Genomic DNA, 24,353 nt, shown 5'->3' on the forward strand with positions numbered 1-24,353 from the left:
CATCGCGGGGAGGTCTCTATGCGATCGATTGCGGCCGCGCTCACGGCGGTCTTGTGTCTGGCTGCGGTTGGGTCCGTGCGCGCGCAGGTGTCTGGCGACGTGGTGCGCATCGGCGTCATCAACGACATGTCGGGACTTTATTCCGATCTTGGGGGCGAGGGGTCGGTCGAAGCGGCCCGGCTCGCGATCGAGGATTTTGGCCCGACCGTGCTCGGCAAGAAGATTGAGCTGATGTCCGCCGACCATCAGAACAAGCCCGATATCGCCTCCGGCATCGTGCGTCGTTGGATCGACGAGAACGGTGTTGATCTGATTGCCGATGGCGGCAATTCGGCGACGGCGCTGGCCATTCAGGCCATCACCCGCGAGAAGAAGCGCATCTTTGTGATTTCTGGGCCTGGTAGTTCCGATCTTACGGGAAAGCAGTGCTCGCCTTACGGGTTTCATTTCACCTATAGCACTTACGCTGAAGCCTCCGCCGTCACCAAGGCCATGCTCAAGAAGGGCGCGGATACGTGGTTCTTCCTGACCGCGGACTACGCCTTCGGCCATGCGCTGGAGCGTGACGCATCAAGCTTCATCACGACCGCGGGGAGCAAGGTCGTTGGCTCGGTTCGCCATCCGCTCGGTGCGTCGGACCTATCGTCGTTCCTGCTTCAGGCACAGAACTCGAAGGCGAAAGTCATTGCATTGGCGAACGCGGGCGGCGATACGGTCAACAGCCTAAAGCAGGCTTCGGAGTTCGGCATCGGAAAATCTGCCGACCAGAACATCGTCGCTCTTCTGATGTTGATCACGGACGTGCATTCGCTCGGCCTTGAGGCGGCGCAGGGCATCATCTACGCGACGTCGTTCTCGTGGACCCAGAACGAGGCAACCCGGACCTTCGGTCATCGTTTTATGGCGCGTCGGCACGGGCAAGCGCCGACCATGATCCAGGCCGGCGTCTACAGCGGAGTGATGCATTATTTGAAGGCAGTGCAGGCGGCCGGAACCGACGATGCTGGCGCCGTTGCCGCCGCCATGCGCAAGCTTCCGGTCAACGATTTCATGACGCAGAATGCACAGATCCGCGAGGATGGGCAGGTGATGCGTTCGATGTATTTGGTCCAGGCCAAATCACCATCCGAATCGCGCGAGCCTTGGGACTACGAAAAGGTGATTGCGACGATTTCGCCGGACGAAGCCTGGCGGCCGCTCTCGGAAGGCGGCTGTCCGTTCGTGACGAGGGCTCAGTAACGTTTGCGTTCAGTTGAAGAATTATTCCATGGCCTCGCGGTGAAGTCAGCTTCGTCGCTGCCATGGAATACGTCTTCAACGGCCTCCTAGTGCCGCGCCAGCAGCACCACGATGATCAGGGCCAGGACGGCGCAGAGCACCTTCCAGAACGTCACTGGATCGCGGTCGTGCAGCGATTTGCGGGCCGTGACGGCGGGCCCGGCCCAGGTCGCGCCGTTTTCGAGCTCGTGCGCGAACTCGATGGCGTCGCCGAAGCGCTGCGCGGGTTCGACGCTGAGCGCCTTGCCGATCACGGCGTCGAGCCAGGCCGGCAAGTCCGGCCGGTAGCGTGACAGCGGCGCGGGCTTGCCGAACCGTGGCCGCGAGAACGGCTCGATCTCGCCGAACGGATAGTTCGCGGTGAACATGCGATAGACGGTGACGCCGAGCGCGAACAGGTCGGAGGCCTCATCGCCGGCCTTGCCGCCGAACAGCTCGGGCGCCATGTAGCTCGCGGTGCCCGGAATATCCTCGGCGGGAAAGTCTTCCAGCAGCGGCACGCGCGCGACGCCGAGATCGACGAGGCGTAGCCCACCGTCTTTCAGCAGGATCACATTGTCGGGCTTGATGTCGCGATGGATGATGCCGGCGCGGTGCAGCGCCGTGACCGCGCGCACAAGCTTGGTTGCGATCGCGATGCCTTCGGTGAGCGACAGCCGCGGCGCGCGGCCAAGCCGCTGCTCCAGCGTTTCACCCTCGTAGAGCGGCATTGCCGAATAGAGCCTGGTCTGCCGCTCCGCCGGCACCTCGATGATTTCGCCGGTCCAGAGGCTGCGGACGCGCGCGGCGACCCAGGCCTCGCGCACGAAGGCGAGGCGGTAGGAACCTTCGCTGGCGACCCGCGGATGCGGAAACTTCAGCACGACCTCCCGGCCGGCGCGCTTGTCGGTCGCCTTGAACAGGCGGCTGTAGCGCCCCTCGGACAGCACGTCGTGGAGCGCGAAATCGTCGATCGTGTCGCCGCTCACGGGCAAGTCGAGGATCGGCAGCGTCGCGATCGCGTGGGTAAGATCGTCGCGATCCGCCGGCGGCAGGTCGACGACGTCCAGCACCAGTGCGGTCGTGTTGTCGCTGCTGCCGGCCGCGAGCGCGGCATCGACGATGCTGCGCGCTGATTCGTCAGGCGGCGTGCGCTCCTCCAGCAGTTGCTGGAGGCGGGAATCGGAGAGCGCGCCGTGAACCCCGTCGCTGCAGATCACGAGACGGTCATGTTGCCGCAGCCCGACCGAGGTATAGTCGAAGCGGGCGAACTCCTCGAAACCGATGGCGCGGTTGAGCATGTGGGCGAGGTCGCCGCGGCCGGCGATATGGTCCTGCGTCAAGCGCTCCAGCCGTCCGTCGCTCAGGCGGTAGGCGCGGGTGTCGCCGATATGGATCACATGGCATTGCCGCCGCGACAGGATGATCGAGGAGAACGCGCACGCCATGCCACTGCGCGCGGCATCGACGCGGCCCTGACTGTGGATCCAGCTGTTGGCGGCTTCCAGCGCCCGCGCGGCGCGGCGGCGCACGCCGAGCGTCTCGGGCAGCGAATAATAGGCGTCGATGAAGCTGCGGACCGCGACCTCCGCGGCCTCGCGTCCGCCCTTGTGGCCGCCGACGCCGTCGGCGACCGCGGCCACGACGTCGCGGTGCACTGAGCCCGGCTGGCCGAGGCAGGCCGCGACATAATCCTCATTCGCGGCGCGCTTGCCGGTCTCGCTGGCGAAACCGACACGGATGCTCAAATCCGGTTGCGCGCCATTCGCCACGTCCGAGCTATCCTCTCCCTGGGGGAGCGAGCGGTCAGACGCGCGCTCCCGACACCGCGCCCCAGGTGGTGCGCCAGCGGACCTTGACCATCGCAAGTCCGATGAAGCCAAGCAACGCCAGCGCGCCGAAGAACAGGAAGCCGGCGCCGAATCCGCCGGTCATGCCCTTGGCGAAGCCGAGCGTCTGGGCGAGGAAGAAGCCGCCGATGCCGCCGGCGCAGCCGACAAGCCCGGTCATCAGGCCGATCTCGTGGCGGAAGCGCAGCGGGATCAGCTGGAACACCGCGCCGTTGCCCATGCCGAGCGCCAGCACGCCGATCGAGAACAGCAGCACCGAGATCCAGGCGATGCGCGGCAGCTCGGTCAACGCCCAGCCGCCTGCAGTCGGCGCCGTCGGGCCCTCCGGCATGAAGGCGATCACGAGATAGGCCGCGACGACCACGCCGAACAGGATCGACAGCGAACGAATGCCGCCGATGCGGTCGGCAATCATGCCGCCCACGGGGCGGAAGCCCGAGCCGAACGCGACGATCAGCGCGACCAGCATGCCGGCCGCGACGCCCGAGACGTGATACTGCACGGTGAAATAGAGTGGTAGCGCGTTGGCGAGGCCGACGAAGCCGCCGAAGGTGATGAAGTAGAAGAACATGAACCAGCGGCTGTCGGAATCCTTCAGCAGCGTACCGTAGGCCTTCAGCGAGATCTTCTTGCGCTCGCCCGGCGCGTCCTTGGCCGCGAACGCGTAATAGGCGAGCACCATCAGCATCGGAATCAAGAGGCAGCCGAACACGGCCTGCCAGCCCCAATGTTCGGCAATGCTCGGTGCGAGCAGCGTGTCGAGCACGACGCCCATATTGCCGGCACCGGCGATCCCCATGACAACGCCCTGATATTGCGGCGGATACCAGCGGCTGGCCTGGGGCAGGGCGACGGCGAACGAGGCGCCGCCGACGCCGAGCGCAAGCCCGAACAGCTCGATCGCGAGCTTGCTGGTCAGCCCGAAATGCCAGACCGACGCGGTCGCGGCGATCACGACGAGCTGGGCGATGATGCCGGTGCGCTTGGCGCCGATGATGTCGGCGAGAATGCCCATCGGCACGCGCAACAGCGCGCCGGCGAGCACGGGAATGGCGACCAGGGTGAACTTCTCGTTCACGGCCAGGTTCATGTCACGCGCGATGTAGACGATCAGCGGTCCGAGCGCGACCCACGCCATGAAACTGATGTCGAAGTACAGGAACGCGGCGAGCAGGGTCGGCCAGTGACCTGCCTTCTTGAACTCGGCTAGCTTCATCACAACGTCTCGCGGTGATGCGGCGGAGATAGCCGCACACGTGCGGTTCTCTCGGGCGCAGATAAATCGAATGTGGGTGAATGCGTGTGCGCGCTCGTCGTTGAGACGCACTCCGTCAAGAGTCCAGGTCAGCAATTAGCGTGCCATCGAATCGATCGCGTCGCTTTGCCTTGCAGTCGCAAGACGTTGCCGCGAGATCGCGAACGAAATTCGGCGATCGGAATTGGCGTGGCTTGCAGCAAGCGCCGCCGCGCAAACGCGCACGCTGATGCTTTCTTGTGCGACGCGCCGCGAGCGCGCGATGGCGTATCAATGGCGGGTTCACGATTGCCATCGCGGCCGGCGATGCTGTGCTGCACAAGAGATCATCGCCGTGGCTAAAAATTCGGCCAGAAGGCCGGGCGGCGCATCATCAGGCACATGCGAGGTCACGGAAAACCTGTTGATTTTGCGTTGAGATTCGTTCGCGTCGAGTTGGCACGCGTTTTGAATGTTATCCGACAACGGAACATCGGTCGTCATCGAAGACGGTCTGCGCCCGCGGCTGGGCTTCCTGCAACTCCAAACCTTTATCGGTGCCCATCGACGACGCACATCGCGTCGCTGCGCAGCGCCGTCGGAATTGAAAGGCAGACCATGCTCGACAAAGTGACCAGGCAGAAGCTCGTGGTGATCGGCAACGGGATGGCCGGCATCCGCACGGTGGAGGCGCTGCTCGAGCGCGCCCCCGATCTCTACGACATCACGGTGTTCGGCTCCGAGCCGTACGGAAATTACAACCGCATCCTGCTGTCGCCCGTGCTCGCCGGCGAGAAGACCGTCGACGACATCATGCTCAACACCGTCGACTGGTACGAAGACAACAACATCACGCTGCGCAAGGGCGAGACGGTCAGCATGATCGATCGCCGCACGTGTGAAGTCGTCACCGATGCCGGCGATCGCGTGCCCTATGACCGCCTGCTGATCGCGACGGGCTCAAATCCGATCATGCTGCCGCTGCCGGGCAAGGACCTGCCGGGCGTGATCGGCTTCCGCGACATCTATGATGTCGACCGCATGATCAAGGCCTCGACCGACTATCGCAGCGCCGTCGTGATCGGCGGCGGCCTGTTGGGCCTCGAAGCCGCCAACGGGCTGATGAAGCGCGGCATGAACGTCACGGTGGTGCATCTGCTCGACACCTTGATGGAGCGCCAGCTCGATCCGGTAGCCGGCGGACTGCTGCGCAAGTCGCTGGAAGAGCGCGGCATGGTGTTCAAGATGCCGGCGCAGACCCAGGCGATCCTGGGCGCGGACCGCGTCACCGGCGTGCGCTTCGGCGACGGCACCGAGTTGCCGGCCGATCTCGTGGTGATGGCAGTCGGCATCCGCCCGAACTTCGAGCTCGCCAAGAAGGCCGGGCTTTACTGCGAGCGCGGCATCGTCGTCTCCGACACCATGCAGACCTATGACGGCCGCATCTACGCGGTCGGCGAATGCGTGCAGCACCGCCGCCAGACCTACGGTCTCGTCGCGCCGCTGTTCGATCAGGCCAAGGTCTGCGCCAACCACCTCGCGATGAAGGGCTTTGCCACCTATGACGGCTCGGTCACCTCGACCAAGCTGAAGGTCACCGGCATCGACCTGTTCTCGGCCGGCGACTTCGCGCCGGGCCCGGACAAGGAGGAGATCGTGCTGCAGGACGCCAATCGCGGCGTCTACAAGCGCATCATCCTGAAGGACAAGAAGATCGTCGGTGCCGTGCTCTATGGCGACACCATCGACGGCCCCTGGTACTTCCAGCATCTGCGCGACGGCACCGACGTCTCGCATATGCGCGAGCGCCTTGTGTTCGGCGCCGCCAATCTCGGCGAGGGCGGCGTCAGCGGCCAAAACTCGGTTGCCGCGATGAGCGACGAGACCGAGATCTGCGGCTGCAACGGTGTCTGCAAGGGCGCGATCGTCAAGGCGATCTCCGAGAAGAAGCTGTTCACGCTCGACGACGTCCGCGCCCATACCAAGGCCTCGTCATCCTGCGGCTCCTGCACCGGCCTCGTCGAGCAGGTGTTGGCGTTCACGCTCGGCGGCGACTATTCGGCGGCGCCGAAGGTCAAGCCGCTGTGCAAATGCACCGATCACAGCCACGACGACGTTCGCCGCGTCATCGTCGAGCAGCAGCTCAAGACCATCCCCGCCGTCATGCGTTTCATGGAATGGAAGACGCCCAACGGCTGCCACTCCTGCCGTCCGGCGCTCAATTACTATCTGCTCGCGACCTGGCCGGGCGAGTATCGCGACGACCAGCAGTCGCGCTTCATCAACGAGCGCGTCCACGCCAACATCCAGAAGGACGGCACCTATTCGGTGGTGCCGCGGATGTGGGGCGGCGTCACCACGCCGAGCGAGCTGCGCGCCATCGCCGATGTCGCCGAGAAATTCAACATCCCGACGGTGAAGGTCACCGGCGGCCAGCGCATCGACCTGCTCGGCGTCAAGAAGGAGGACCTTCCGGCGGTGTGGGCCGATCTCAACGACGCCGGTATGGTGTCGGGCCACGCCTACGCCAAGGGACTGCGCACGGTGAAGACCTGCGTCGGCTCCGAATGGTGCCGCTTCGGCACCCAGGACTCCACCGGTCTCGGCGTCAAGCTCGAGAAGTTCATGTGGGGCTCGTGGACGCCGGCCAAGGTCAAGCTCGGCGTCTCGGGCTGCCCGCGCAACTGCGCGGAGGCGACCTGCAAGGACGTCGGCGTGGTCTGCGTCGATTCCGGCTACGAGATCCATTTCGCCGGCGCCGCCGGGCTGCACATCAAGGGCACCGAGTTCCTGACCAAGGTCGAGACCGAGGACGAGACGCTCGAGGTGATCGTGGCGCTGACCCAGCTCTATCGCGAGGAGGGCTGGTATCTCGAGCGCATGTACAAATGGTGCGACCGCGTCGGTCTCGAGCAGATCAGGAAGCGGGTGGTCGACGACATCGCGAACCGCAAGGCGCTGTTCTCTCGCTTTGCTCATTCGCAGCAATTCGCGCAGACCGATCCGTGGGCCGAGCGTGCCAGCCGCGGCGTCGACCGCAACGAGTTCGCGCCTCTCGCCGAATTGGAGCTCGCATGACCAGCTGGATCGAAATCGGCGCGCTCGACGACATTCCGCGGCTCGGCTCGCGCGTGGTGCGCACGCCAGGCGGCAACATCGCGGTGTTCCGGACCGAGAGCGACGAGGTGTTCGCGCTCGACGACCGCTGCCCGCACAAGGGCGGCCCGCTGTCGCAAGGCATCGTGCACAACAAGCGCGTGACCTGTCCGCTGCACAATTTCGTCATCGAGCTGGCCAGCGGACTGGCGGTCGCGCCCGATGAGGGCTGCACGCATACTCATCCGGCCAAGGTCGAGAACGGCGTTGTCTGGCTGTCGGTGCGGCAGGCGGCCGCGGTGAGCTGAGCGGGCAAGGATCGGCCAACCATGTCCGTCAAGACCACGTGTCCCTATTGCGGTGTCGGCTGTGGCGTCATCGCGTCGAGGGACGCGGCGGGCGCCGTGCGGGTCGAGGGAGACAAGCAGCATCCGGCCAATTTCGGCCGGCTCTGCAGCAAGGGCTCGGCGCTCGCCGAGACCATCGATCTCGACGGGCGTCTGCTCGCGCCTGTCGTCGACGGCGCGCCGGCGGCGTGGGATGACGCGCTCGATCGTGTCGCCGATGGCTTCAGTCGCGTTATTCGCGAGCACGGGCCCGACGCGGTCGCGTTCTATGTCTCCGGCCAGCTCCTGACCGAGGACTATTACGTCATCAACAAGCTCGCCAAGGGCTTTGTCGGCACCGCCAATATCGACACCAATTCGCGGCTGTGCATGGCTTCCAGCGTCGCGGGGCACAAGCGTGCGTTCGGCAGCGACACCGTGCCGGGTTGCTACGAGGATCTCGAGCAGGCCGACCTTCTGGTGCTGGTCGGCTCCAACGCCGCCTGGTGCCATCCGATCCTGCATCAGCGCATGCTGGCGGCGAAGGAGAAGAACCCGGCGTGCAAGATCGTGGTGATCGATCCGCGCCGCACCGCGACCTGCGAGGGCGCCGATCTGCATCTGCCGCTGCGCTCCGGCAGCGACTCCGTGCTGTTCAACGGGCTGTTCGCGTTCCTCGCCGGCAGCAACGCGGTCGATCGCGGCTTTGTCGGCAATTGCACGACGGGGATCGTCGACGCCCTCAAGCAGGTGGCCGGCCAGACCCTGGCGCAGACCGCGGCGACCTGTGGCCTGACCGAAGGCGCGGTCGGACTGTTCTTCGACTGGTTCACGCGGACCGAGCGCGTCGTCACGCTGTATTCGCAGGGCATCAACCAGTCGTCGAGCGGCGTCGACAAGGTCAACGCTATCATCAATTGCCATCTGTTGACCGGGCGCATCGGCCGTCCCGGCATGGGGCCGTTCTCGCTGACCGGGCAGCCCAACGCGATGGGCGGCCGCGAGGTCGGCGGGCTCGCCAACCAGCTTGCCGCGCATATGGAGATCGAGAACCCGGCGCATCGCGAGCTGGTGCAGCGGTTCTGGCGCGCGCCTATGATTGCGGAGAAGGGCGGGTTGAAAGCGGTCGACATGTTCGATGCGATCGCCGACGGCCATATCAAGGCGGTGTGGATCATCTCGACCAATCCGGTGGTGAGCCTGCCCGATGCCGACCGCGCGCGCGCCGCGCTCGACGCCTGCGAGCTCGTGGTGGTGACGGATTGCATGCGAGACACCGACACTACGCGCCATGCCGACGTGCTGCTGCCGGCGCTGGCGTGGGGCGAGAAGGACGGCACCGTCACCAATTCCGAGCGCCGGATATCGCGGCAGCGGCCGTTCCTTGCAGCACCAGGCGAAGCGCGCGCCGACTGGCGGATCATCTGCGACGTCGCTGTCCGCGTGGGATATCCGGGTTTCGACTACGCCTCGGTGGCGGAAGTGTTCCGCGAGCACGCCGAATTGTCGGGCTTTGAGAATAACGGCCGGCGCGATTTCGACATCTCGGCGCTGGCTGCGCTCGATGACGGCGCCTATGACGCACTGGCGCCGGTGCAGTGGCCGGTGACATCTGACCATCCGGCCGGCACGCCGCGGATGTTCGAGAGCCAGAAATTCTTCACGCCCGACGGCAAGGCGCGCTTCGTGCCGGTCGCGCCGCGCGCCGCGCGCCATGCCACCAGCCGCGACTTTCCGCTGGTGCTCAACACCGGCCGTATCAGAGATCAGTGGCACACCATGACGCGGACCGGGAAAACCGGTCGGCTGCTGTCGCATATCTTCGAGCCCTACGCCGAGTTTCACCCCGAGGATGCGCGGCAGGCCGGCCTGCAGAATGAAGGGCTGGTGCGGCTGACGAGCAGCTGGGGCGAGATGATCGCGCGCGTCGTGGTCAGCGCCGACCAGCGCCGTGGCTGCGTGTTCGTGCCGATGCACTGGAACGAGGAATTTGCCGGCGAGGGGCGCGTCAACGCGCTGGTCAATCCGGCGGTCGATCCGCTGTCCGGCCAGCCGGAGTCGAAGCACACGCCGGTCAAGGCCGATCCCTACGCGCCGAAATGGCACGCCTTTATCCTGAGCCGTGATGCGATCAAACGCCCTGTGAGCGGCTATTGGGTTTACGGCAAGGCCGGCGATTGCACGCGGCTTGAGCTCGCGCTCGACCTCCGCCCGGAGAGCTGGCGCGACTGGGCGCGGGCGCAGCTCGGCCTCGAAGGCGTCGAGATCGAATGGATCGCCTATCGCGATCCGGCCGCGGGCCGTTTCCGCTACGCGGCGGTGCGCGACGGCCGGCTCGAGGGCTGCGTGTTCATCGCGCCCGATCACGCGCTGCCGTCGCGGGCGTGGCTCGCCGGGTTGTTCGCGGAGCAACAATTGTCGGCCAATGCGCGGATGGCGCTGCTCGCCGGGCGGCCGTTCGGCGCCGGCGAGGATGTCGGTCCGATCGTCTGCTCCTGCTTCAGCGTCGGACGGCACCAGATCACAGCGGAGATCAGGAAGGGGGCCGACAGCGTCGAGGCGATCGGCCGCTGCCTGCAGGCCGGCACCAATTGCGGCGGCTGCAAGCCCGAGATCGGCAAGCTGGTCGGCGCCACCGCGCAGCCGCGGCAGGCGATCGCATCCTGAGTTTCCGCGCGTTGCGGCGGCGCCAGGGCGAAGCGCAAGCCGTGCAATTGGGGCGCTATCCGCCCATAAGCAGATTCGTCATACTCTCCTTGAGTGCGTCCGGCCTTGACCCAACCGGGACACGCGCGGTTCAAGGTTGTTGCGACGCAATTGACCTTTGAACCCCATTTCTATGATCGCAATTTTCTGATGTGATCTTTCAATATTGCGAGCCAGTTTGCTGTCACCTCTGCTCAGGGGCGTCGTGTCGATCACCATCATGTCGTGACCAAAACGATAGAACAGGGAGGACATCACATGCCTTCACGCCGTCATTTTCTGACCGGCACGGTCGCGACCGGTGTCGCGCTGTCAATGCAGTACGTGCCGGCAACAGTCGCGCAGCAAAAGCGAGTGATCGTTGATTCGCAGGTTCACCTGTGGCCCGCGAGCACGCCGGAAAGACCCTGGCTCCCCGGTGCCAAACCGCAGCTACCGGAGCCCTTCACCACTGAGCGAATAATTCCACTGATGGACGAGGCTGGCGTCGACCGCGTCGTCATCGTTCCGCCAGTGTCGCTCGAAGGCGAGCGCATCGACTATGCCCAAGAGGCGGTCAAACGGTACCCCGGCCGCTTCGCCATCATGGCGCGTGTCGCCCTCGACAAGCCCGACCGCGCGGCACGGCTTGCGACCTGGCGCGACCAGCCCGGCGTGCTGGGTGTGAGGTTGAACTTCGGCCCCGGCGAAGCGGCGTGGCTGACCGACGGAACCGCGGACTGGTTCTGGCCGGCGGCGGAGAAGGCCCGCCTGCCTGTGATGTTTCTGACGTCGGGCCAGACATCGCTGTTCGCCCGCATCGCCGAGCGACACCCGCAACTGACGCTCATCATCGACCACATGGGCGTCGGCGCAGGCCTACGCCCTCGTCATGATTCATCGGATTCCACAAGCAGCAACGCGGTGCCGGAAGCTATTGCCCAGGCGGTCGCGCTCGCAAAGTATGCCAATGTGTCGGTGAAGTTGTCGTCAGTCCCGCTGATTTCGACTGAGCCATATCCATTCCGTGACGTGATCCCGCATATCCACCGCCTATTCGACGCCTACGGACCGGAGCGCTGCCACTGGGGAACCGATGTCACCAATTCATTCGCCCGGGCCACCTACCGGCAGCGCGTGACGCAATTCACAGAGGAGCTTCCGTTCCTCACCGAAAGCGACAAGGACTGGATCATGGGCCGCGCGATCCTGGCGCGGCTTCGCTGGACGTGAACCAGGTTTGCTACCGCCTCTGGCCCATTGCGGAATTATCACGACACGCTTTAGCAGCCGCGGCAGATGCTCTTCAGCTTGTTGTTGAGCACCTCCTCTTCGGAGGCTGCCTTGGTGTAGGGGTCGTCGGCGTGGCGTTTGTCGGCGGCAAATCCGCCACCGCGACTTACGCCGCCGGCATGCATGCCGTGCAAGCCGCCGCCATGGCCGTGGCCGCCGCGCGCATCCGCCGGCGGCATTGCGGCCGCAAGCAGAGTCAGCAGCAGTCCGACTGTTGCGATCGTCCGCATGATGTCCTCCTCGTCGCGCTCAAATACCGCTGATGCTGCGGCAAATCGGTGTCGGCCAACTTCACAATTTCGCGTGGCGGCAATCGGCCCGATACGCGCGGCGGGTTCCCGAGGGACCCCGCGGCTGCGCCACACGGGGATGGCTTCATGCCGACAATGCAGTGCTCGCGGCAGCAAAATGGTGTATCGGCAAGCTCTGGCGCGCCCAGGAGACGGGCAGGAAACGGGCAAGACACGGTCCGGTGCCGGATAATCAAGATTTAGCGAGATTTCGGAGGAACGTTCATGTCGGCTCTGCCACTTTCGGGCATCAAGATTCTCGACCTCACGCGGGTGCTCGCGGGCCCGCTGTCGGCCCAGATGCTGGCGGATCTCGGCGCCGAGGTGATCAAGATCGAGCGCCCCGGCGGCGGCGACGACGCCCGCGCTTTTGGCCCGCCCTATCTCAAGGATCCCGAAGGCAAGGCGAACAACAACAACTCGTTCTACCTCTGCGCCAACCGCAACAAGAAGTCCGTCACGGTCAATATAGCCAAGCCCGAAGGGCAGGCGATCATCCGCGAGCTCGCCAAGTCGGTCGACGTGATGATGGAGAACTACAAGGTCGGCGATCTCAAGCGCTACGGCCTCGACTACGACACCATCAAGCAGCTCAACCCCGGCATCATCTACTGCTCGGTGACCGGCTTCGGCCAGACCGGCCCCTACGCCACGCGCGCCGGCTATGACGCGATCCTGCAGGCGATGGGCGGCCTGATGAGCGTCACCGGCCATATCGACGGCGAGCCCGGCGCGGGCCCGATGAAGGTCGGTCCCTCGATCGTCGACTACATGACCGGCATGAACACCTCGATCGGAATTCTGTCGGCGCTGTACCATCGCGACGCCAACAACGGCGAAGGGCAGCATGTCGACGTCTGCCTGTTCGATACGGTGATCGCCTCGCTGTCGCATTGGCTGCAGATCTATCTCGTCAACGGCACCATGCCGCCGCGCCGCGGCACCTGGGGCAATGGCGGCATGCCGGCTGGCGTGTTCCGCTGCACCGACGGCGAATTGATGCTGGTGGTCGGCAATGACGGCCAGTTCCAGCGCACCTGCGCCGTGCTCGGCGAACCCGAGCTCGCCAACGACAAGCGCTTCGTCAAGAACAACGACCGCGTCGTGCACGGCAAGGAGATCATGGCGATCTTCGCCGGCCTGTTCCTGAAGCATCCGGTCGCCTACTGGCTGGAGAAGCTCGAGGAGGCGGGCGTGCCGTCGGGCCCGATCAACAATTTCGAGCAGGTGTTCAGCGACCCGCATGTGCAGTCGCGCGGCATGCGGGTCAAGGTCGATCACCCCTTCGAGCCCAACCTGTCGCTGATCCGCAACGCGCTGACCTTCTCGGGCACGCCGATCACCGACTACCGCGCCCCGCCGCTGTTAGGGGCCGACACCAAGGATGTGCTGGCGACGATCGGCTATGACGACGCCAAGGTCGAAGGACTGAAGGCGCAGGGGATCCTGTAGGCGCTGGTGCGCCAACAGCCGTTAGCCGATTCCGCCGCTCTACTCCGTTCCGTCGTCCTGAGGTGCGAGCGGAGCGAGCCTCGAAGGATGAATCGGCCACCAGCCGGGCCGTTCATCCTTCGAGGCTCGCGAGAGCTCGCTCGCACCTCAGGATGACGGTCTTCTGCGCTACAACACTTCGATCCGTATCGAAGCATCATTGACACCGCCGTGCTAGATTGGCGCCATCGATCCCTTATCGAAGGTGCCAATCATGAAACGGGAAGTGATGCGCGTCGAACCGATCTCGAGCTGGCTGGAGCGCTGGAATGCGCCGGCTTCGGCAGTCACGCGCGCCGGCAACATGATCTTCGTCTCCGGCCTGCCGCCGTTCGATCCGGCAACCGGCGAGATCGCCGCCGGCGCCTCGATCGAGCGGCAGAGCAAGCTGGTGATGGAGCAGCTCAAACAGTGTCTGGAGGCGGCCGGTGCTTCCTTCGACAATGTGATGAAGTGCAACATCTTCTGCACCTCGGCAAGGCACTTCGCGACCTTCAACGCGATCTACCGGAGATATTTCGCGGATGATCTGCCGGCGCGGATCTTCGTCTGCATCCCGGAATGGACCGGCCCGTTCGACATCGAGATCGATTGCATCGCGATGGTGTAGGGCACGATCAGGAAAAGTGTGAAGCGGTTTTCCGTCGCGACAAGCGCAAGGCGTTTGCGCGGATCGTGCTCAGAAGAAAACGAAAGCGCGATGGAAAATCGCGCTTGAGGGCGGGGCCTCTCACAAATCCTGGCGCGTCAGCCGGCCGTGCACAACGACCGGCCGCAGCGCCGGCTTGCTCGGCACGTCGCCCATCGTCAGCGCCATCACCGAGACCGTGACCACGCGATCGATGATGGCGCGAACGTCGTCGAGGTCGCATTTGCCTTCCGACAGCCGCAGCAGGCGTTCCTTCTCGCGGATGGTGTGATGCGCCATCGCGAGCGCGAAGTGCAGGCCCCAGTACAGTTCGGTGTCGTCGCGGCCCGGCATCGCGCGGCGCATCGCGGCGGCGAATTTGCGCAAGTGATCGACCTCGCGATTCTTGATGCGGCGGATCGGCGGCACGGATTCGATCGAGGCGCGGATCATGAAACGTGCCGCGGTCGAGCCCTCGCGATCGGGCCCGAGGCAGCCGCGCAAAGTGGGGCCGACGAGGGCGCGCATGATGTCCTCGATCGAGGCGCGTCCGCCGCCATTTTCCTCGGCCGCCTTCAATTCATTGAGACGTTCGCGGTTGGTCTGGATGCTGCGGGTGACGAACAGCTCCGCGATCAATTCGTCCTTGGAGCCGAAATGATAGTTCACCGCCGCGAGGTTGACGTTCGCCTCCGCGACGATGTCGCGCAGCGTGACGTCGCCGAAGCCGCGGTCGGCATACAGCCGCTCGGCGGCGGCGAGAATGGCGGATCGGGTCTGGTCGCTGGCCATGGTCTTGAGCCTTTCCGTTATTCCGCGGTGCGCCGGAGAATGACGAAGACGACGGGGAGTTGCATTTCAAACATTTGTATGAAACTATTGTTTGAAGAGCCGGAAATGTCAATCCGCTGATCGCGGGCCGGCATTCCGGCGCCCCAGCGCCGCCGTTTCCGCGAACGCCCTTGCGGGCTGCGGAGGCGAGGTCAACAATGTTGCCCAAAAGGCCAAGGCCCAAACTCAGGGCCGGGTCCAAAGCCCAAGTCTAGGAAACGAGGAGCGTCCCATGGATTTCACGTTGTCGGCCAGGCAGAAGGAATGGCTTGAGCGCATTCAGGCCTTCATGAAGACGCATGTTCGTCCGGCGGTGCCGATCTACGACCAGCAGGACGCCGAAGGCCCGCGCTGGAAGGTGATCCCGATCCTCGAGGATCTGAAGAAGAAGGCGAAGGCCGAAGGCCTCTGGAACATGTTCATGCCGCCGTCCTCGCACGAGGACGACGAATTCCACGGCGCGGGATTGAGCAACCTCGAATACGCGCTGCTGTCGGAAGAGATGGGCCGCATCTCCTGGGCCTCGGAAGTGTTCAACTGCTCCGCCCCCGATACCGGCAACATGGAAGTGTTCATCCGCTACGGCACCAAGGAGCAGAAGCGCAAATGGCTGCGCCCGCTGATGGACGGCGAGATCCGTTCCGCCTTCCTGATGACCGAGCCGGCGGTTGCGTCGTCTGACGCCACCAACATCGAGACCCGGATCGAGAAGGACGGCGATCACTACGTCATCAACGGCCGCAAATGGTGGTCGTCGGGCGTCGGCGATCCCCGCTGCAAGGTCGCGATCCTGATGGGCAAGACCGATTTCAACGCCGCCAAGCATCAGCAGCAGTCGCAGATCCTGGTGCCGCTCGACACACCCGGCATCAAGGTCGAGAAGATGCTGCCGGTGTTCGGCTTCGACGACGCGCCGCACGGCCACGCCCAGGTGCTGCTCGAAAACGTCCGCGTGCCGAAGGAGAATATCCTGCTCGGCGAAGGCCGCGGCTTCGAGATCGCGCAGGGCCGTCTCGGTCCGGGTCGCATCCATCACTGCATGCGCACCATCGGCAAGGCCGAGGAGGCGCTGGAGAAGATGGTGAAGCGGCTCGCCTCGCGCTCCGCGTTCGGCAAGAAGATCATCGAGCACTCGGTCTGGGAGCAGCGCATCGGCGAGGCCCGCACCGATATCGAGATGAACCGCCTCTTGTGCCTCAAGGCCGCCGACATGATGGACAAGGTCGGCAACAAGACCGCGCAGGCCGAGATCGCGATGATCAAGGTCGCTGCTCCAAACATGGCGCTGAAGATCATCGACCAGGCGATCCAGGCCTATGGCGGCGGCGGCGTCTCCGACGAAGCCGGGCTCGCCAAGGACTACGCCCACATCCGCACGCTTCGCTTGGCAGACGGTCCGGACGAGGTGCACAATCGCGCCATTGCCAGACTTGAACTTCGGAAGTATGCAAACACGTCGCACTGAGCATGATGCGGAACGCATGGCGTTCCCGCTGACATCGTGCTCAGAATGAAAAGAGAAATCAGGCTGGCGTGCCAGCCTGATTTAAGGGAGCGCCCGATGTGCTCCTTGAAAAATCGAGTTGAGGGAGCGTCATCGTGGCGGACGGCGTCAGGAAAGACGAAGAATTTTCCGGCACAAGGGAAGTCGAGGAGCGCCATCGTATCAACGAGGCGAACCTCGCGACCTGGATGCAGGAACACGTCGAGGGCTATCAGGGCCCGCTCAAGGTCCTGCAGTTCAAGGGTGGCCAGTCCAACCCGACCTACAAGCTCGAAACCCCCGGCCGCAACTATGTGATGCGCCGCCGTCCGTTCGGTAAATTGTTGCCGTCGGCGCATGCGGTGGATCGCGAGTTCCGCGTCATCGCGGCGCTCGGCAAGCAGAATTTCCCGGTCGCCAAAGCCTACGCGCTGTGCACCGACGATGCGGTGATCGGTTCGGCCTTCTACATCATGTCGATGGAGGAGGGGCGGGTGTTCTGGGACCCGACGCTGCCGAGCCAGCCGCCCGACGCGCGCCGCAAGATCTTCACCAGCAAGATCGAGACGCTGGCGAAGCTGCACATGCTCGATCCCGAAAAGATCGGCCTCGGCGATTTCGGCAAGCCCGGGAATTATTTTGCGCGCCAGGTCGACCGCTGGACCAAGCAGTATCGCGCCTCCGAGACGCAGCACATTCCCGAATTCGAGAAGCTCGCGGAGTGGCTGCCGAAGACGGTGCCGGAGCAGAAGCGCGTCTCGGTCGTGCACGGCGACTATCGCCTCGACAACATGATCTTCCACGCCACCGAGCCGCGAGTGCAGGCGGTGCTCGACTGGGAATTGTCGACGCTCGGCGATCCCATGGCCGACTTCACCTATCTGTTGATGCAGTGGACCATGCCGGGCCTCGCCAATGCCGACCTCAAGGCGTTGAACATTCCAAGCCAGGACGAGGCTGCGCAGATCTACTGCGACGTCACCGGCATGGCTGTGCCGGATCTGAATTGGTACTTCTCCTACAACCTGTTCCGCCTCGCCGGCATCACGCAGGGCATTGCGGGCCGGGTTCGCGACGGCACCGCCGCGAATGCCAAGGCCCTCGAGTCGGCCAAGCGCACCGTGCCGCTGTCGCAGGCGTCCTGGGAATACGCGCAGAAGGCCGGCGCAACCTGATGAGAAAAAGCGGCGCGATCCCCCAGGGTTCGCGCCGCTTCCGCGAGCTGCGGCATGTTTCCGCATTGTAGCCATGTGACTTGAGTTCGCTGCGCCGCTTTGGCAAGTCAGTCCGGTCAACGCCCGCCCTGGTCCTGATCGGACATTTTCACTTTGACCCTTTCCTCGAATCTTCGCGGCAGCCTGTTCATGGCTGCGGCCATGGCCAGCTTCACTGCCAACGACACCATCACCAAGGCGGTGTCGGCGGAGCTCAACATCGGGGAGATCCTGCTGGTCCGCGGCCTGGTCGCGATGGTGCTGGTCGCGGCACTCGCCTGGTACCGCGACGCGCTCCGCAGCTTCAGTGCGCTCCTGATCTGGCCGGTCGGATTGCGCGTGATGGGCGAGATCGGCGGCACGCTGACTTATCTCTCGGCGATTTCGCAGATCCCGCTCGCCAACGCGTCGGCGATCTTCCAGGCGCTGCCGCTGGTAATCACGTTAGGGGCGGCGCTGGTGTTCGGCGAGCCGGTCGGCTGGCGGCGCTGGCTTGCGATCGCCGCTGGCTTCATCGGCGTGCTGGTCATCGTGCGGCCGGGGGCAGAGGGCTTCAGCCAGGCCTCGCTTCTGGCGCTGGCGTCGGTCGGCTTCTGCGCGGTGCGCGATCTCGCCACCCGCCGCATCCCGAAAGCGCTGCCGACCGTGTTCATCACGCTGCTCACGACGGTGACGGTGACGACGGCAGGCGCTGCCGTCCTGGTGCCGCTCGGCGGCTGGAAGGCGCCGTCGGGCCACGCGCTGGGCCTGCTCGTGCTAGCCGCGGTGCTGATCCTGATCGGCTATCAATGCATCATCGTGTCGCTGCGCACAGGCGACATCTCGGCGGTGGCGCCGTTCCGTTACTCCGCATTGCTGTGGGCGATGCTGCTTGGCTATCTCGCCTTCGGCCACCAGCCCGACGTTCAGATGCTCACGGGCGCTGCGATCATCGTCGCCTCCGGCCTCTACGCCTTCTACCGCGAGCGCAAGCGCGACAAGCTGCGCCCGGCCGCGACGGGGCCGGGCCTGCCGCCGGACGGGTTGTAGTCCATCCGTGGTCTCGTAGGATGGGTTTCGCTACGCTCTACCCATCCCTCAACGGCCGGTACGATAAGCCATAGGCGGACTCCAAAGGGCGCGGTGTCCCACGCGTTCGAGGACCGAATGACGAGATCGCCGATTCTCGCTACAACTACACATCGCGGAGAGCGCAATGGTTGATGAGCGGCGAACGCTACAGGAACTTGACGGGCAGGATTGGGGGGAGCCGGAGACCGCTCCAACCGGCATGGTGGCACGCTGCCTGCGCTTGAGGCGTACACCTTTGAAGAACCTGAGCGCTGGCGACGTGCGTCTGCTGATCGGCCAAAAGATTGGCCTCCATGTGCTGATTCCAATGGCGTTTCGGTCCCTGCGTACCGATCCGCTCGTTGAATCCGAGTATTTTCCCGGCGATCTGCTGAGGTCGCTCCTGTCTGTCGACCGAGCTTACTGGTCCGATAACCCTGTCGAACTTGAGCAACTGATAGCCATAGCCAGTTCCGTCGCAGCCGCAGACGGAAAGGTTGCCAATGAGTGCCGAACATTCTTGGCTGCGAATGGTTGTCCGTAGTTCGTTGCCTCGGGCGAACGACGTAGCGTCGCAGCCCGGGTGAACGAAGCGATACCCGGGAGTGCTCCCGCATATCGCTTCGCTCATGCAGGCTACGTCTTGATCCGGGTCGCAGTCACCACGTTCGTTCTGTCGGTGACGGACTCGCTCATCAGTGAATGCCGGTGAACAGCCGGTCCCAGCGCACAGAGGACGGCCAGCGCCACACTTGCCATGCCGGCGCTTCGTTGCCGATCGAGAAGAAGATCACCTTGGCTTGCCCGATCAGGTTCTCGAACGGCACGTAGCCGACGCCGCCACGCGCGGGCGGCACGCGGCTGTCGGCCGAGTTGTCGCGGTTGTCGCCCATCGCGAAGAAATGCCCCGGCGGCACCACATAGACCGGCGTGTTGTCGTATTCGGAACGCTCGATGCGATCGAGCGTGTCGTAGCTGACCCCGTTCGGCAGGGTCTCGCGCCAGCGCTTGACGCGGACCGGGCGCGGCCCCTCGTCGCGATCGACATAGTCATCGACCCGCTCGCGCTTCACCGCGGTGCCGTTGAGGTACAGTTGCCCGTCGATCATCTGAATGCGATCGCCCGGCAGGCCGATCACGCGCTTGATGAAATCAACGGAGTCGTCGCTCGGCAGCCGGAACACCACGACATCGCCGGGCTTGGGTTCGGAGCCGAAGATGCGGCCCGAGAACAGCGGCGGCGAGAAGGGCAGGGAATAGTGGGTGTAGCCGTAGCTGTATTTCGAAAGAAACAGGTAGTCGCCGACCAGCAATGTCGATTCCATCGACTCCGACGGGATGTTGAAGGACTGGAACAGGAAGGTGCGGATCACCAGCGCGATGATCAGCGCCTGCACGGCCACGCGAAAGGTTTCCGCTACTCCGCCCTGCTGACGTTGCTTTTCGGTCGACATGGTCCCGGTTCCTGTTTCACGCCCTGCGCAGCAGAGTATCACTTCGCGCAATGCGCAATCAGCCGCGCGACGAACTCTCCGCAGGCCGCGAGCTGCGACATCTCGACGAACTCATCCGGCGTGTGCGCCTGCGCGATCGAGCCGGGGCCGACCACCACCGACGGCACGTCGGCCATGCTGACGAACAGGCTCGCCTCGGTGCCGAACGCGACCTTGGCGTGGTCGTTGCGGCCGGCGAGCTGCTTGGCGAGCGTGACGATCGGCGCGTCCGCCGCGGTGTCGAGCGCGGGGTAGTCGAGGATTTCCTCGAAATCAATGCCACACTCCGGATGCCGCTTGCGCATGTCAGGCTCGATCTCGGCCTTGGCCCAGGCGATGATCGCGTCCGTCACCTGCCGGGACTCGGTGATGCCGATGCCGCGGCATTCGAATTCCACCACGCAACTGTCAGGCACGATGTTCAGCGCGGCGCCGCCATGCACGATGCTGGTGAGCAGGGTCGAGTGCGGGACGTCGTAGAGGCTGTTTCGCTCGGCATCCGCGGCCAGCAGCGCGGCGCGGCGGCGGATTTCGGTGATCAGATCGGCCGCGTATTCGATGGCGTTGACGCCATCAGGCGCGATCGATGAGTGGCGGGCGAGCCCGCGGAACGTGGCGCGCACGCCGTGCTTGCCCTTGTGGCCGATGATCACCTGCATCTGGGTCGGCTCGCCGACGAAGCAGCCGAGCGGCTTGATCGGCTTGCGTGCGACGTCGCGCAGCATCGGGCGCACGCCGACGCAACCGATCTCCTCGTCATAGGAGATCGCAAGGTTGATCGGCGTCTTCAGACCGGCGGCGAGCATTTCCGGAACCATCGCGAGACAGACCGCGACAAAGCCCTTCATGTCGGTGGTGCCGCGGCCGTACAGCCGCCCGTCACGCTCGACGAGCTCGAACGGGTTGTGGCTCCAGTCCTGTCCCGCAACCGGCACGACATCGGTATGCCCCGACAGAACCAGCCCGGCCTTGTCCTCGGGGCCGACCGTGACCCACAGCGAGGACTTCTGTCCGGTGTCATCGACGATGCGCTGTCCGCTGACGCCAAGCGAGGCGAGGTAGCGCTCGATGTAGTCGATCAGGGGCAGGTTCCTGCGGTCGCTTATGGTGTCGAACGCGACGAGGTCGGCCAATAGCTTGCGGATACGGTCGGGGCGTTGATGTTGCATGGTCCAGGTCGGTTGAAGGGGCGCGGCTATGCCGGCCGACGAGTACAACAACTAGGTCGCCCAACGCAGCTGGGCAAGCATGGTGCGGACCTAGGTGGGTTGCGCGGGCCGATGCTCGAAGAAGTGCTGGTAGGCGTATGACAGGAAACCAATGCTGATCGGCAGGATCAGCAGATCGACGACTGCCACTAGGACGTCGGAGCCAATCATAGTCAATATGAGGTCTGCGGCTAGATTCTCCTCTAAATCCGCGCCAGCGTTCCTTGCGAAAATGGGATAGCCGACCAGCCTGCCAAACGTGAATTTGGCGGCCAGGTGGAGCGGGAGTGTGGTGAAGACCAGCCCCCAGAACAGCCGCCAGACGTTTCCTCTTGTCCGTTCCCATGCTTCTCGTATCGGCCATCTGCCTCGACCGACTGCGCTAGCCGGGAGCAGAAGACAAAGCCGGGCAATAATGACGGCAGATACACAGTACGCCACAAGCAATCCCAGCGTCAGCACGAGCAAGGTGTTTTCGGAATGGATATTCATGTTTGCAATCAACGACGCGGGAAGGATGTATCCGATAGGCAGAAGGCTCCACATCACCGGCACAAGCCCAAGTGCGCCAAGAACGAGGCTGATGACCACGTAGCGCCAGAAGTTAATCGTTGCCACGTTGCGTCCGATCAAACTGGGAGGTTCCTTCAGGATGATCAGCCGGTGCCATGTGACTGCAATGCTTACTGCCACGACGATCGTCAGGGTGGTATCGATCAGAAGGAGCGCTCTCAGCCATGCTGATACCGCCCAGAAAGATGGAGGTGCGGTAAAGTCGCCAAACGCCTCTGGCCCTTGTTGCCACTTGGTCAGACCAGCGACCGCTGTGACGAGCAGCAGCGCCGGCCAGGCGACGCGCAGGAGATCGGCGAGGTTCCGGAAATAGCTCGAATAGGAAAGGCGAACGGTGCTCGAGAATGGCAGCTTCGGATAGGGGAGCTGAGGCGGGCCGTTCGCAAGGCTCATTGCATGCTCGGTTGGGGTGGCGGAATCGTTCGATCAGGACGGAATTTGTCGCGAGAATGCGGTAGTTTGACTCACAAGCCGCGCCGCATATTTGGTGTCGTCCCGGCGAAGGCCGGGACCCATTACCACAAATGCGCATTGTTGCGTGGCGCTGGGGCCACGGCTTGTTTCCAACAACACAACTCGGTGGTTATGGGTCCCGGCCTTCGCCGGGACGACGGTGGTGGATGTGGCGCCGTCATCGCACCATGCAGACTCGCGCCGCGAACGGGGAATGCCGTTGCTAGATCGGCTTGCCCGTATACGGCATCGACGCGGTGAGGCCGCCGTCGACTGGGATGGCCTGGCCGTTGACGTAGGACGCCTCGTCGCTCGCCAGGAACAATCCCATAGCGGCGAGTTCGTGCGGCTGGCCGGGGCGCTTCAGCGGATTGAGCTGGCCGATCTTGTCCTGGGTGCCGCGCTCCTTGGCGCGATCGAACACCGGCTTGGTCATGCCGGTCTCGATCAGGCCCGGGCAGACCGCGTTGATGCGCACGCCGGTGCCGGAGAGCGAGTAGGCGGTGGTCTGCACCAGGCTGATCACGCCGGCCTTGCTCGCGCCATAGGGATGTCCGCTGGCGCCGGCCTTCAGGCCTGCGACCGAGGCGGTGCAGATGATCGAGCCGGAGCCCTGCTTGGTCATGTGCGGGATTGAATGCTTGATCGCGAGGAAGGGCCCGATCAGATTGATGCGCAACACTTCCTGCCAGTGCTCCACGGTCTGGTCGGCGAGCGGCACGAGGCCGCCGCTGACGCCGGCATTGGCCCAGATCGCATCGAGCTTGCCGTACGTCGACAGCGCCTTGTCGATGAACGCCTTCACGTCGCTCTCCGAGCCGGCATCGGCGGTGACGGCTTCGACGGTGCCGCCGGCATCGCGCACCAGCTTGGCGGTCTCGTTGACGCCCTCGGTGCGATCGACCGCGATCAGCTTGGCGCCTTCCCTGGTGAACAGCAGCGAGGCGGCGCGGCCGATGCCGCTTCCAGCGCCGGTGATGATGACGGATTTGCCTTCGAGGCGGCCCATGGTTTTTCTCCCTGTTCACATGGTCCGTGGCGCGTCTGCCGCGCGACGGAATTCAAACAAAATTTCAAACGTCCGAAGCACTTGAGACGATGTGCGGCGTGACGTACAGCGACGGGGGACAGTATTGAAGGGCTCATCCGATGTCCAATCCAGACAAGCCTAACGTGACGGTGACGCGGTGGTGGTGGGTTCGCCACGCGCCGGTGCGCAGCGACGGCGGCAACATCTACGGACAAGAGGATATCGACTGCGACACCGGCGACATCGAAGTGTTCGAAGCGGTCGCCAAGATGCTGCCACGCGATGCGGTCTGGTATTCGAGCAATCTGAAGCGCACGCACAAGACCGCGGAAGCGATCTGGGCCGCAGGTTTTCCGAAGCCGGCCAACATGACGCAGGAACGCGATTTCGCCGAACAGCATCTCGGCCAGTGGCAGGGCATGAACCGGGCCGCGCTGCTCGCGCGCCAGCCACCCGGCAGAAGCTGGTTTGCCGACGTCAACGAGCCCGCGCCCGGCGGCGAGAGCTTCATGGATCTCTATACGCGGGTCTGCCGCACGATCGTGCGGATCACGGCCGCGGAGCCGGGCAAGAACATCATTGCGGTCGGCCATGGCGGCGTGATCCGGGCTGCGGTCGGTCTTGCGCTCGGCGGCCAGCCGGACCGGGGCCTGTCGTTCGACATCGACAATGTCTCGGTGACGCGGCTCGATCACATCGCAGGCATCGGCCTGTCGACCTGGCGGCTGCCGATGGTGAACCAGCAGCCCTGGATCGCCGATCCGCGCCACGCCGCGATGCATCAGCCGTCCGGACCTGAAGTCCGGCCGGCGAGCAAGCTTGCATGATTGCCGCTATCGCAACTCCGGAACGCTGCCTAAGCTCAACC

At 64.4% G+C, this 24,353-nt stretch carries 22 protein-coding genes; 12 read left to right on the forward strand and 10 right to left on the reverse strand.

Translation table 11 applies throughout. The features are described from left to right. The first annotated feature begins 18 nt into the window (after positions 1–18). Complete coding sequence (locus tag HAP47_RS17420) at positions 19–1,239, forward strand: ABC transporter substrate-binding protein (protein WP_173637192.1); 1,221 nt, start codon at positions 19–21, stop codon at positions 1,237–1,239. An 86-nt stretch (positions 1,240–1,325) separates the two neighbouring features. On the opposite strand, the gene HAP47_RS17425 is transcribed toward HAP47_RS17420, so the two are convergent. The 3 genes from HAP47_RS17425 to HAP47_RS17435 all read right to left on the reverse strand — a co-directional run bounded on the left by HAP47_RS17425 (position 1,326) and on the right by HAP47_RS17435 (position 4,845). Beyond that, the gene (locus HAP47_RS17425; protein ID WP_210285408.1) at positions 1,326–3,005 is read right to left on the reverse strand and encodes a bifunctional protein-serine/threonine kinase/phosphatase; all 1,680 of its coding nucleotides are present in this window, start codon (positions 3,003–3,005) and stop codon (positions 1,326–1,328) included. 58 nt (positions 3,006–3,063) lie between these two features. Further along, positions 3,064–4,323 (reverse strand): MFS transporter, encoded by a 1,260-nt coding sequence (locus HAP47_RS17430; RefSeq protein ID WP_173637191.1) that lies wholly within the window; start codon positions 4,321–4,323, stop codon positions 3,064–3,066. 321 nt (positions 4,324–4,644) lie between these two features. Beyond that, complete coding sequence (locus HAP47_RS17435) at positions 4,645–4,845, reverse strand: hypothetical protein (protein WP_173637190.1); 201 nt, start codon at positions 4,843–4,845, stop codon at positions 4,645–4,647. A gap of 114 nt (positions 4,846–4,959) precedes the next feature. Between HAP47_RS17435 and nirB the strand changes: the two genes are divergently transcribed. Genes nirB through HAP47_RS17450 form a run of 3 tightly spaced genes read left to right on the forward strand, consistent with a single transcriptional unit; the run spans position 4,960 to position 10,430 of the window. Beyond that, entirely contained in the window at positions 4,960–7,419 is a 2,460-nt protein-coding gene (gene nirB, locus HAP47_RS17440; RefSeq protein ID WP_173637189.1) for a nitrite reductase large subunit NirB, read from the forward strand. Continuing rightward, positions 7,416–7,745 carry a nitrite reductase small subunit NirD gene (gene nirD, locus HAP47_RS17445; protein WP_173637188.1) on the forward strand — a complete coding sequence of 110 codons (330 nt, stop codon included), beginning with the start codon at positions 7,416–7,418 and terminating at the stop codon, positions 7,743–7,745. Before nirB ends, nirD begins: the two co-directional genes overlap by 4 nt. 21 nt (positions 7,746–7,766) lie before the next feature. Next, positions 7,767–10,430: a nitrate reductase gene (locus HAP47_RS17450; protein WP_173637187.1), complete on the forward strand. Its 2,664-nt coding sequence runs from the start codon at positions 7,767–7,769 to the stop codon at positions 10,428–10,430. A gap of 78 nt (positions 10,431–10,508) precedes the next feature. On the opposite strand, the gene HAP47_RS17455 is transcribed toward HAP47_RS17450, so the two are convergent. Further along, positions 10,509–10,724: a hypothetical protein gene (locus HAP47_RS17455; protein WP_173637186.1), complete on the reverse strand. Its 216-nt coding sequence runs from the start codon at positions 10,722–10,724 to the stop codon at positions 10,509–10,511. Between the two features lie 3 nt (positions 10,725–10,727). On the opposite strand from HAP47_RS17455, the gene HAP47_RS17460 reads away from it, so the two are divergent. Beyond that, positions 10,728–11,681 (forward strand): amidohydrolase family protein, encoded by a 954-nt coding sequence (locus HAP47_RS17460; RefSeq protein WP_173637185.1) that lies wholly within the window; start codon positions 10,728–10,730, stop codon positions 11,679–11,681. Positions 11,682–11,731: 50 nt separating this feature from the next. Here HAP47_RS17460 and HAP47_RS17465 read toward each other — a convergent pair whose 3' ends face one another. After that, on the reverse strand, positions 11,732–11,971 hold the full coding sequence (locus HAP47_RS17465; RefSeq protein WP_173637184.1) for a hypothetical protein: 240 nt from the start codon (positions 11,969–11,971) through the stop codon (positions 11,732–11,734). Between the two features lie 285 nt (positions 11,972–12,256). Here HAP47_RS17465 and HAP47_RS17470 point away from each other — a divergent pair, with 285 nt between their 5' ends. Then, the gene (locus HAP47_RS17470; protein WP_173637183.1) at positions 12,257–13,483 is read left to right on the forward strand and encodes a CaiB/BaiF CoA transferase family protein; all 1,227 of its coding nucleotides are present in this window, start codon (positions 12,257–12,259) and stop codon (positions 13,481–13,483) included. Between the two features lie 253 nt (positions 13,484–13,736). Continuing rightward, entirely contained in the window at positions 13,737–14,132 is a 396-nt protein-coding gene (locus HAP47_RS17475) for a RidA family protein (protein ID WP_173637182.1), read from the forward strand. A gap of 120 nt (positions 14,133–14,252) precedes the next feature. Here HAP47_RS17475 and HAP47_RS17480 read toward each other — a convergent pair whose 3' ends face one another. Further along, positions 14,253–14,942: a TetR/AcrR family transcriptional regulator gene (locus HAP47_RS17480; protein ID WP_092115017.1), complete on the reverse strand. Its 690-nt coding sequence runs from the start codon at positions 14,940–14,942 to the stop codon at positions 14,253–14,255. A gap of 271 nt (positions 14,943–15,213) precedes the next feature. Between HAP47_RS17480 and HAP47_RS17485 the strand changes: the two genes are divergently transcribed. The 4 genes from HAP47_RS17485 (at position 15,214) to HAP47_RS17500 (ending at position 19,272) form a co-directional block, all read left to right on the forward strand. Beyond that, positions 15,214–16,446 (forward strand): acyl-CoA dehydrogenase family protein, encoded by a 1,233-nt coding sequence (locus tag HAP47_RS17485; protein ID WP_173637181.1) that lies wholly within the window; start codon positions 15,214–15,216, stop codon positions 16,444–16,446. Positions 16,447–16,580: 134 nt separating this feature from the next. Continuing rightward, on the forward strand, positions 16,581–17,639 hold the full coding sequence (locus tag HAP47_RS17490) for a phosphotransferase family protein (protein ID WP_173637180.1): 1,059 nt from the start codon (positions 16,581–16,583) through the stop codon (positions 17,637–17,639). Positions 17,640–17,792: 153 nt separating this feature from the next. Next, positions 17,793–18,707 carry a DMT family transporter gene (locus HAP47_RS17495; protein WP_173637179.1) on the forward strand — a complete coding sequence of 305 codons (915 nt, stop codon included), beginning with the start codon at positions 17,793–17,795 and terminating at the stop codon, positions 18,705–18,707. Positions 18,708–18,873: 166 nt separating this feature from the next. Further along, positions 18,874–19,272 (forward strand): contact-dependent growth inhibition system immunity protein, encoded by a 399-nt coding sequence (locus tag HAP47_RS17500; protein WP_173637178.1) that lies wholly within the window; start codon positions 18,874–18,876, stop codon positions 19,270–19,272. Positions 19,273–19,423: 151 nt separating this feature from the next. Here the strand turns inward: HAP47_RS17500 and lepB are convergent, their stop codons facing one another. The 4 genes from lepB to HAP47_RS17520 form a co-directional block, all read right to left on the reverse strand. Further along, positions 19,424–20,182 (reverse strand): signal peptidase I, encoded by a 759-nt coding sequence (lepB, locus tag HAP47_RS17505; protein ID WP_173637177.1) that lies wholly within the window; start codon positions 20,180–20,182, stop codon positions 19,424–19,426. A 38-nt stretch (positions 20,183–20,220) separates the two neighbouring features. Further along, positions 20,221–21,390, reverse strand: a complete 1,170-nt coding sequence (argE, locus tag HAP47_RS17510) for an acetylornithine deacetylase (RefSeq protein ID WP_173637176.1) — start codon at positions 21,388–21,390, stop codon at positions 20,221–20,223. Between the two features lie 90 nt (positions 21,391–21,480). Beyond that, positions 21,481–22,395: a hypothetical protein gene (locus HAP47_RS17515; protein WP_173637175.1), complete on the reverse strand. Its 915-nt coding sequence runs from the start codon at positions 22,393–22,395 to the stop codon at positions 21,481–21,483. A 283-nt stretch (positions 22,396–22,678) separates the two neighbouring features. Further along, positions 22,679–23,464, reverse strand: coding sequence for an SDR family NAD(P)-dependent oxidoreductase (locus HAP47_RS17520; protein ID WP_173637174.1), 786 nt, complete (start codon positions 23,462–23,464; stop codon positions 22,679–22,681). A gap of 140 nt (positions 23,465–23,604) precedes the next feature. Between HAP47_RS17520 and HAP47_RS17525 the strand changes: the two genes are divergently transcribed. Next, a complete protein-coding gene (locus tag HAP47_RS17525; protein ID WP_173637173.1) occupies positions 23,605–24,312 on the forward strand; it encodes a histidine phosphatase family protein in 708 nt (235 codons plus the stop codon). The last annotated feature ends 41 nt before the right edge of the window (positions 24,313–24,353 follow it).

The sequence above is a fragment of the Bradyrhizobium sp. 41S5 genome, from assembly GCF_011516665.3.
In the GTDB taxonomy this organism is placed as follows: Bacteria; Pseudomonadota; Alphaproteobacteria; order Rhizobiales; family Xanthobacteraceae; genus Bradyrhizobium; species Bradyrhizobium quebecense.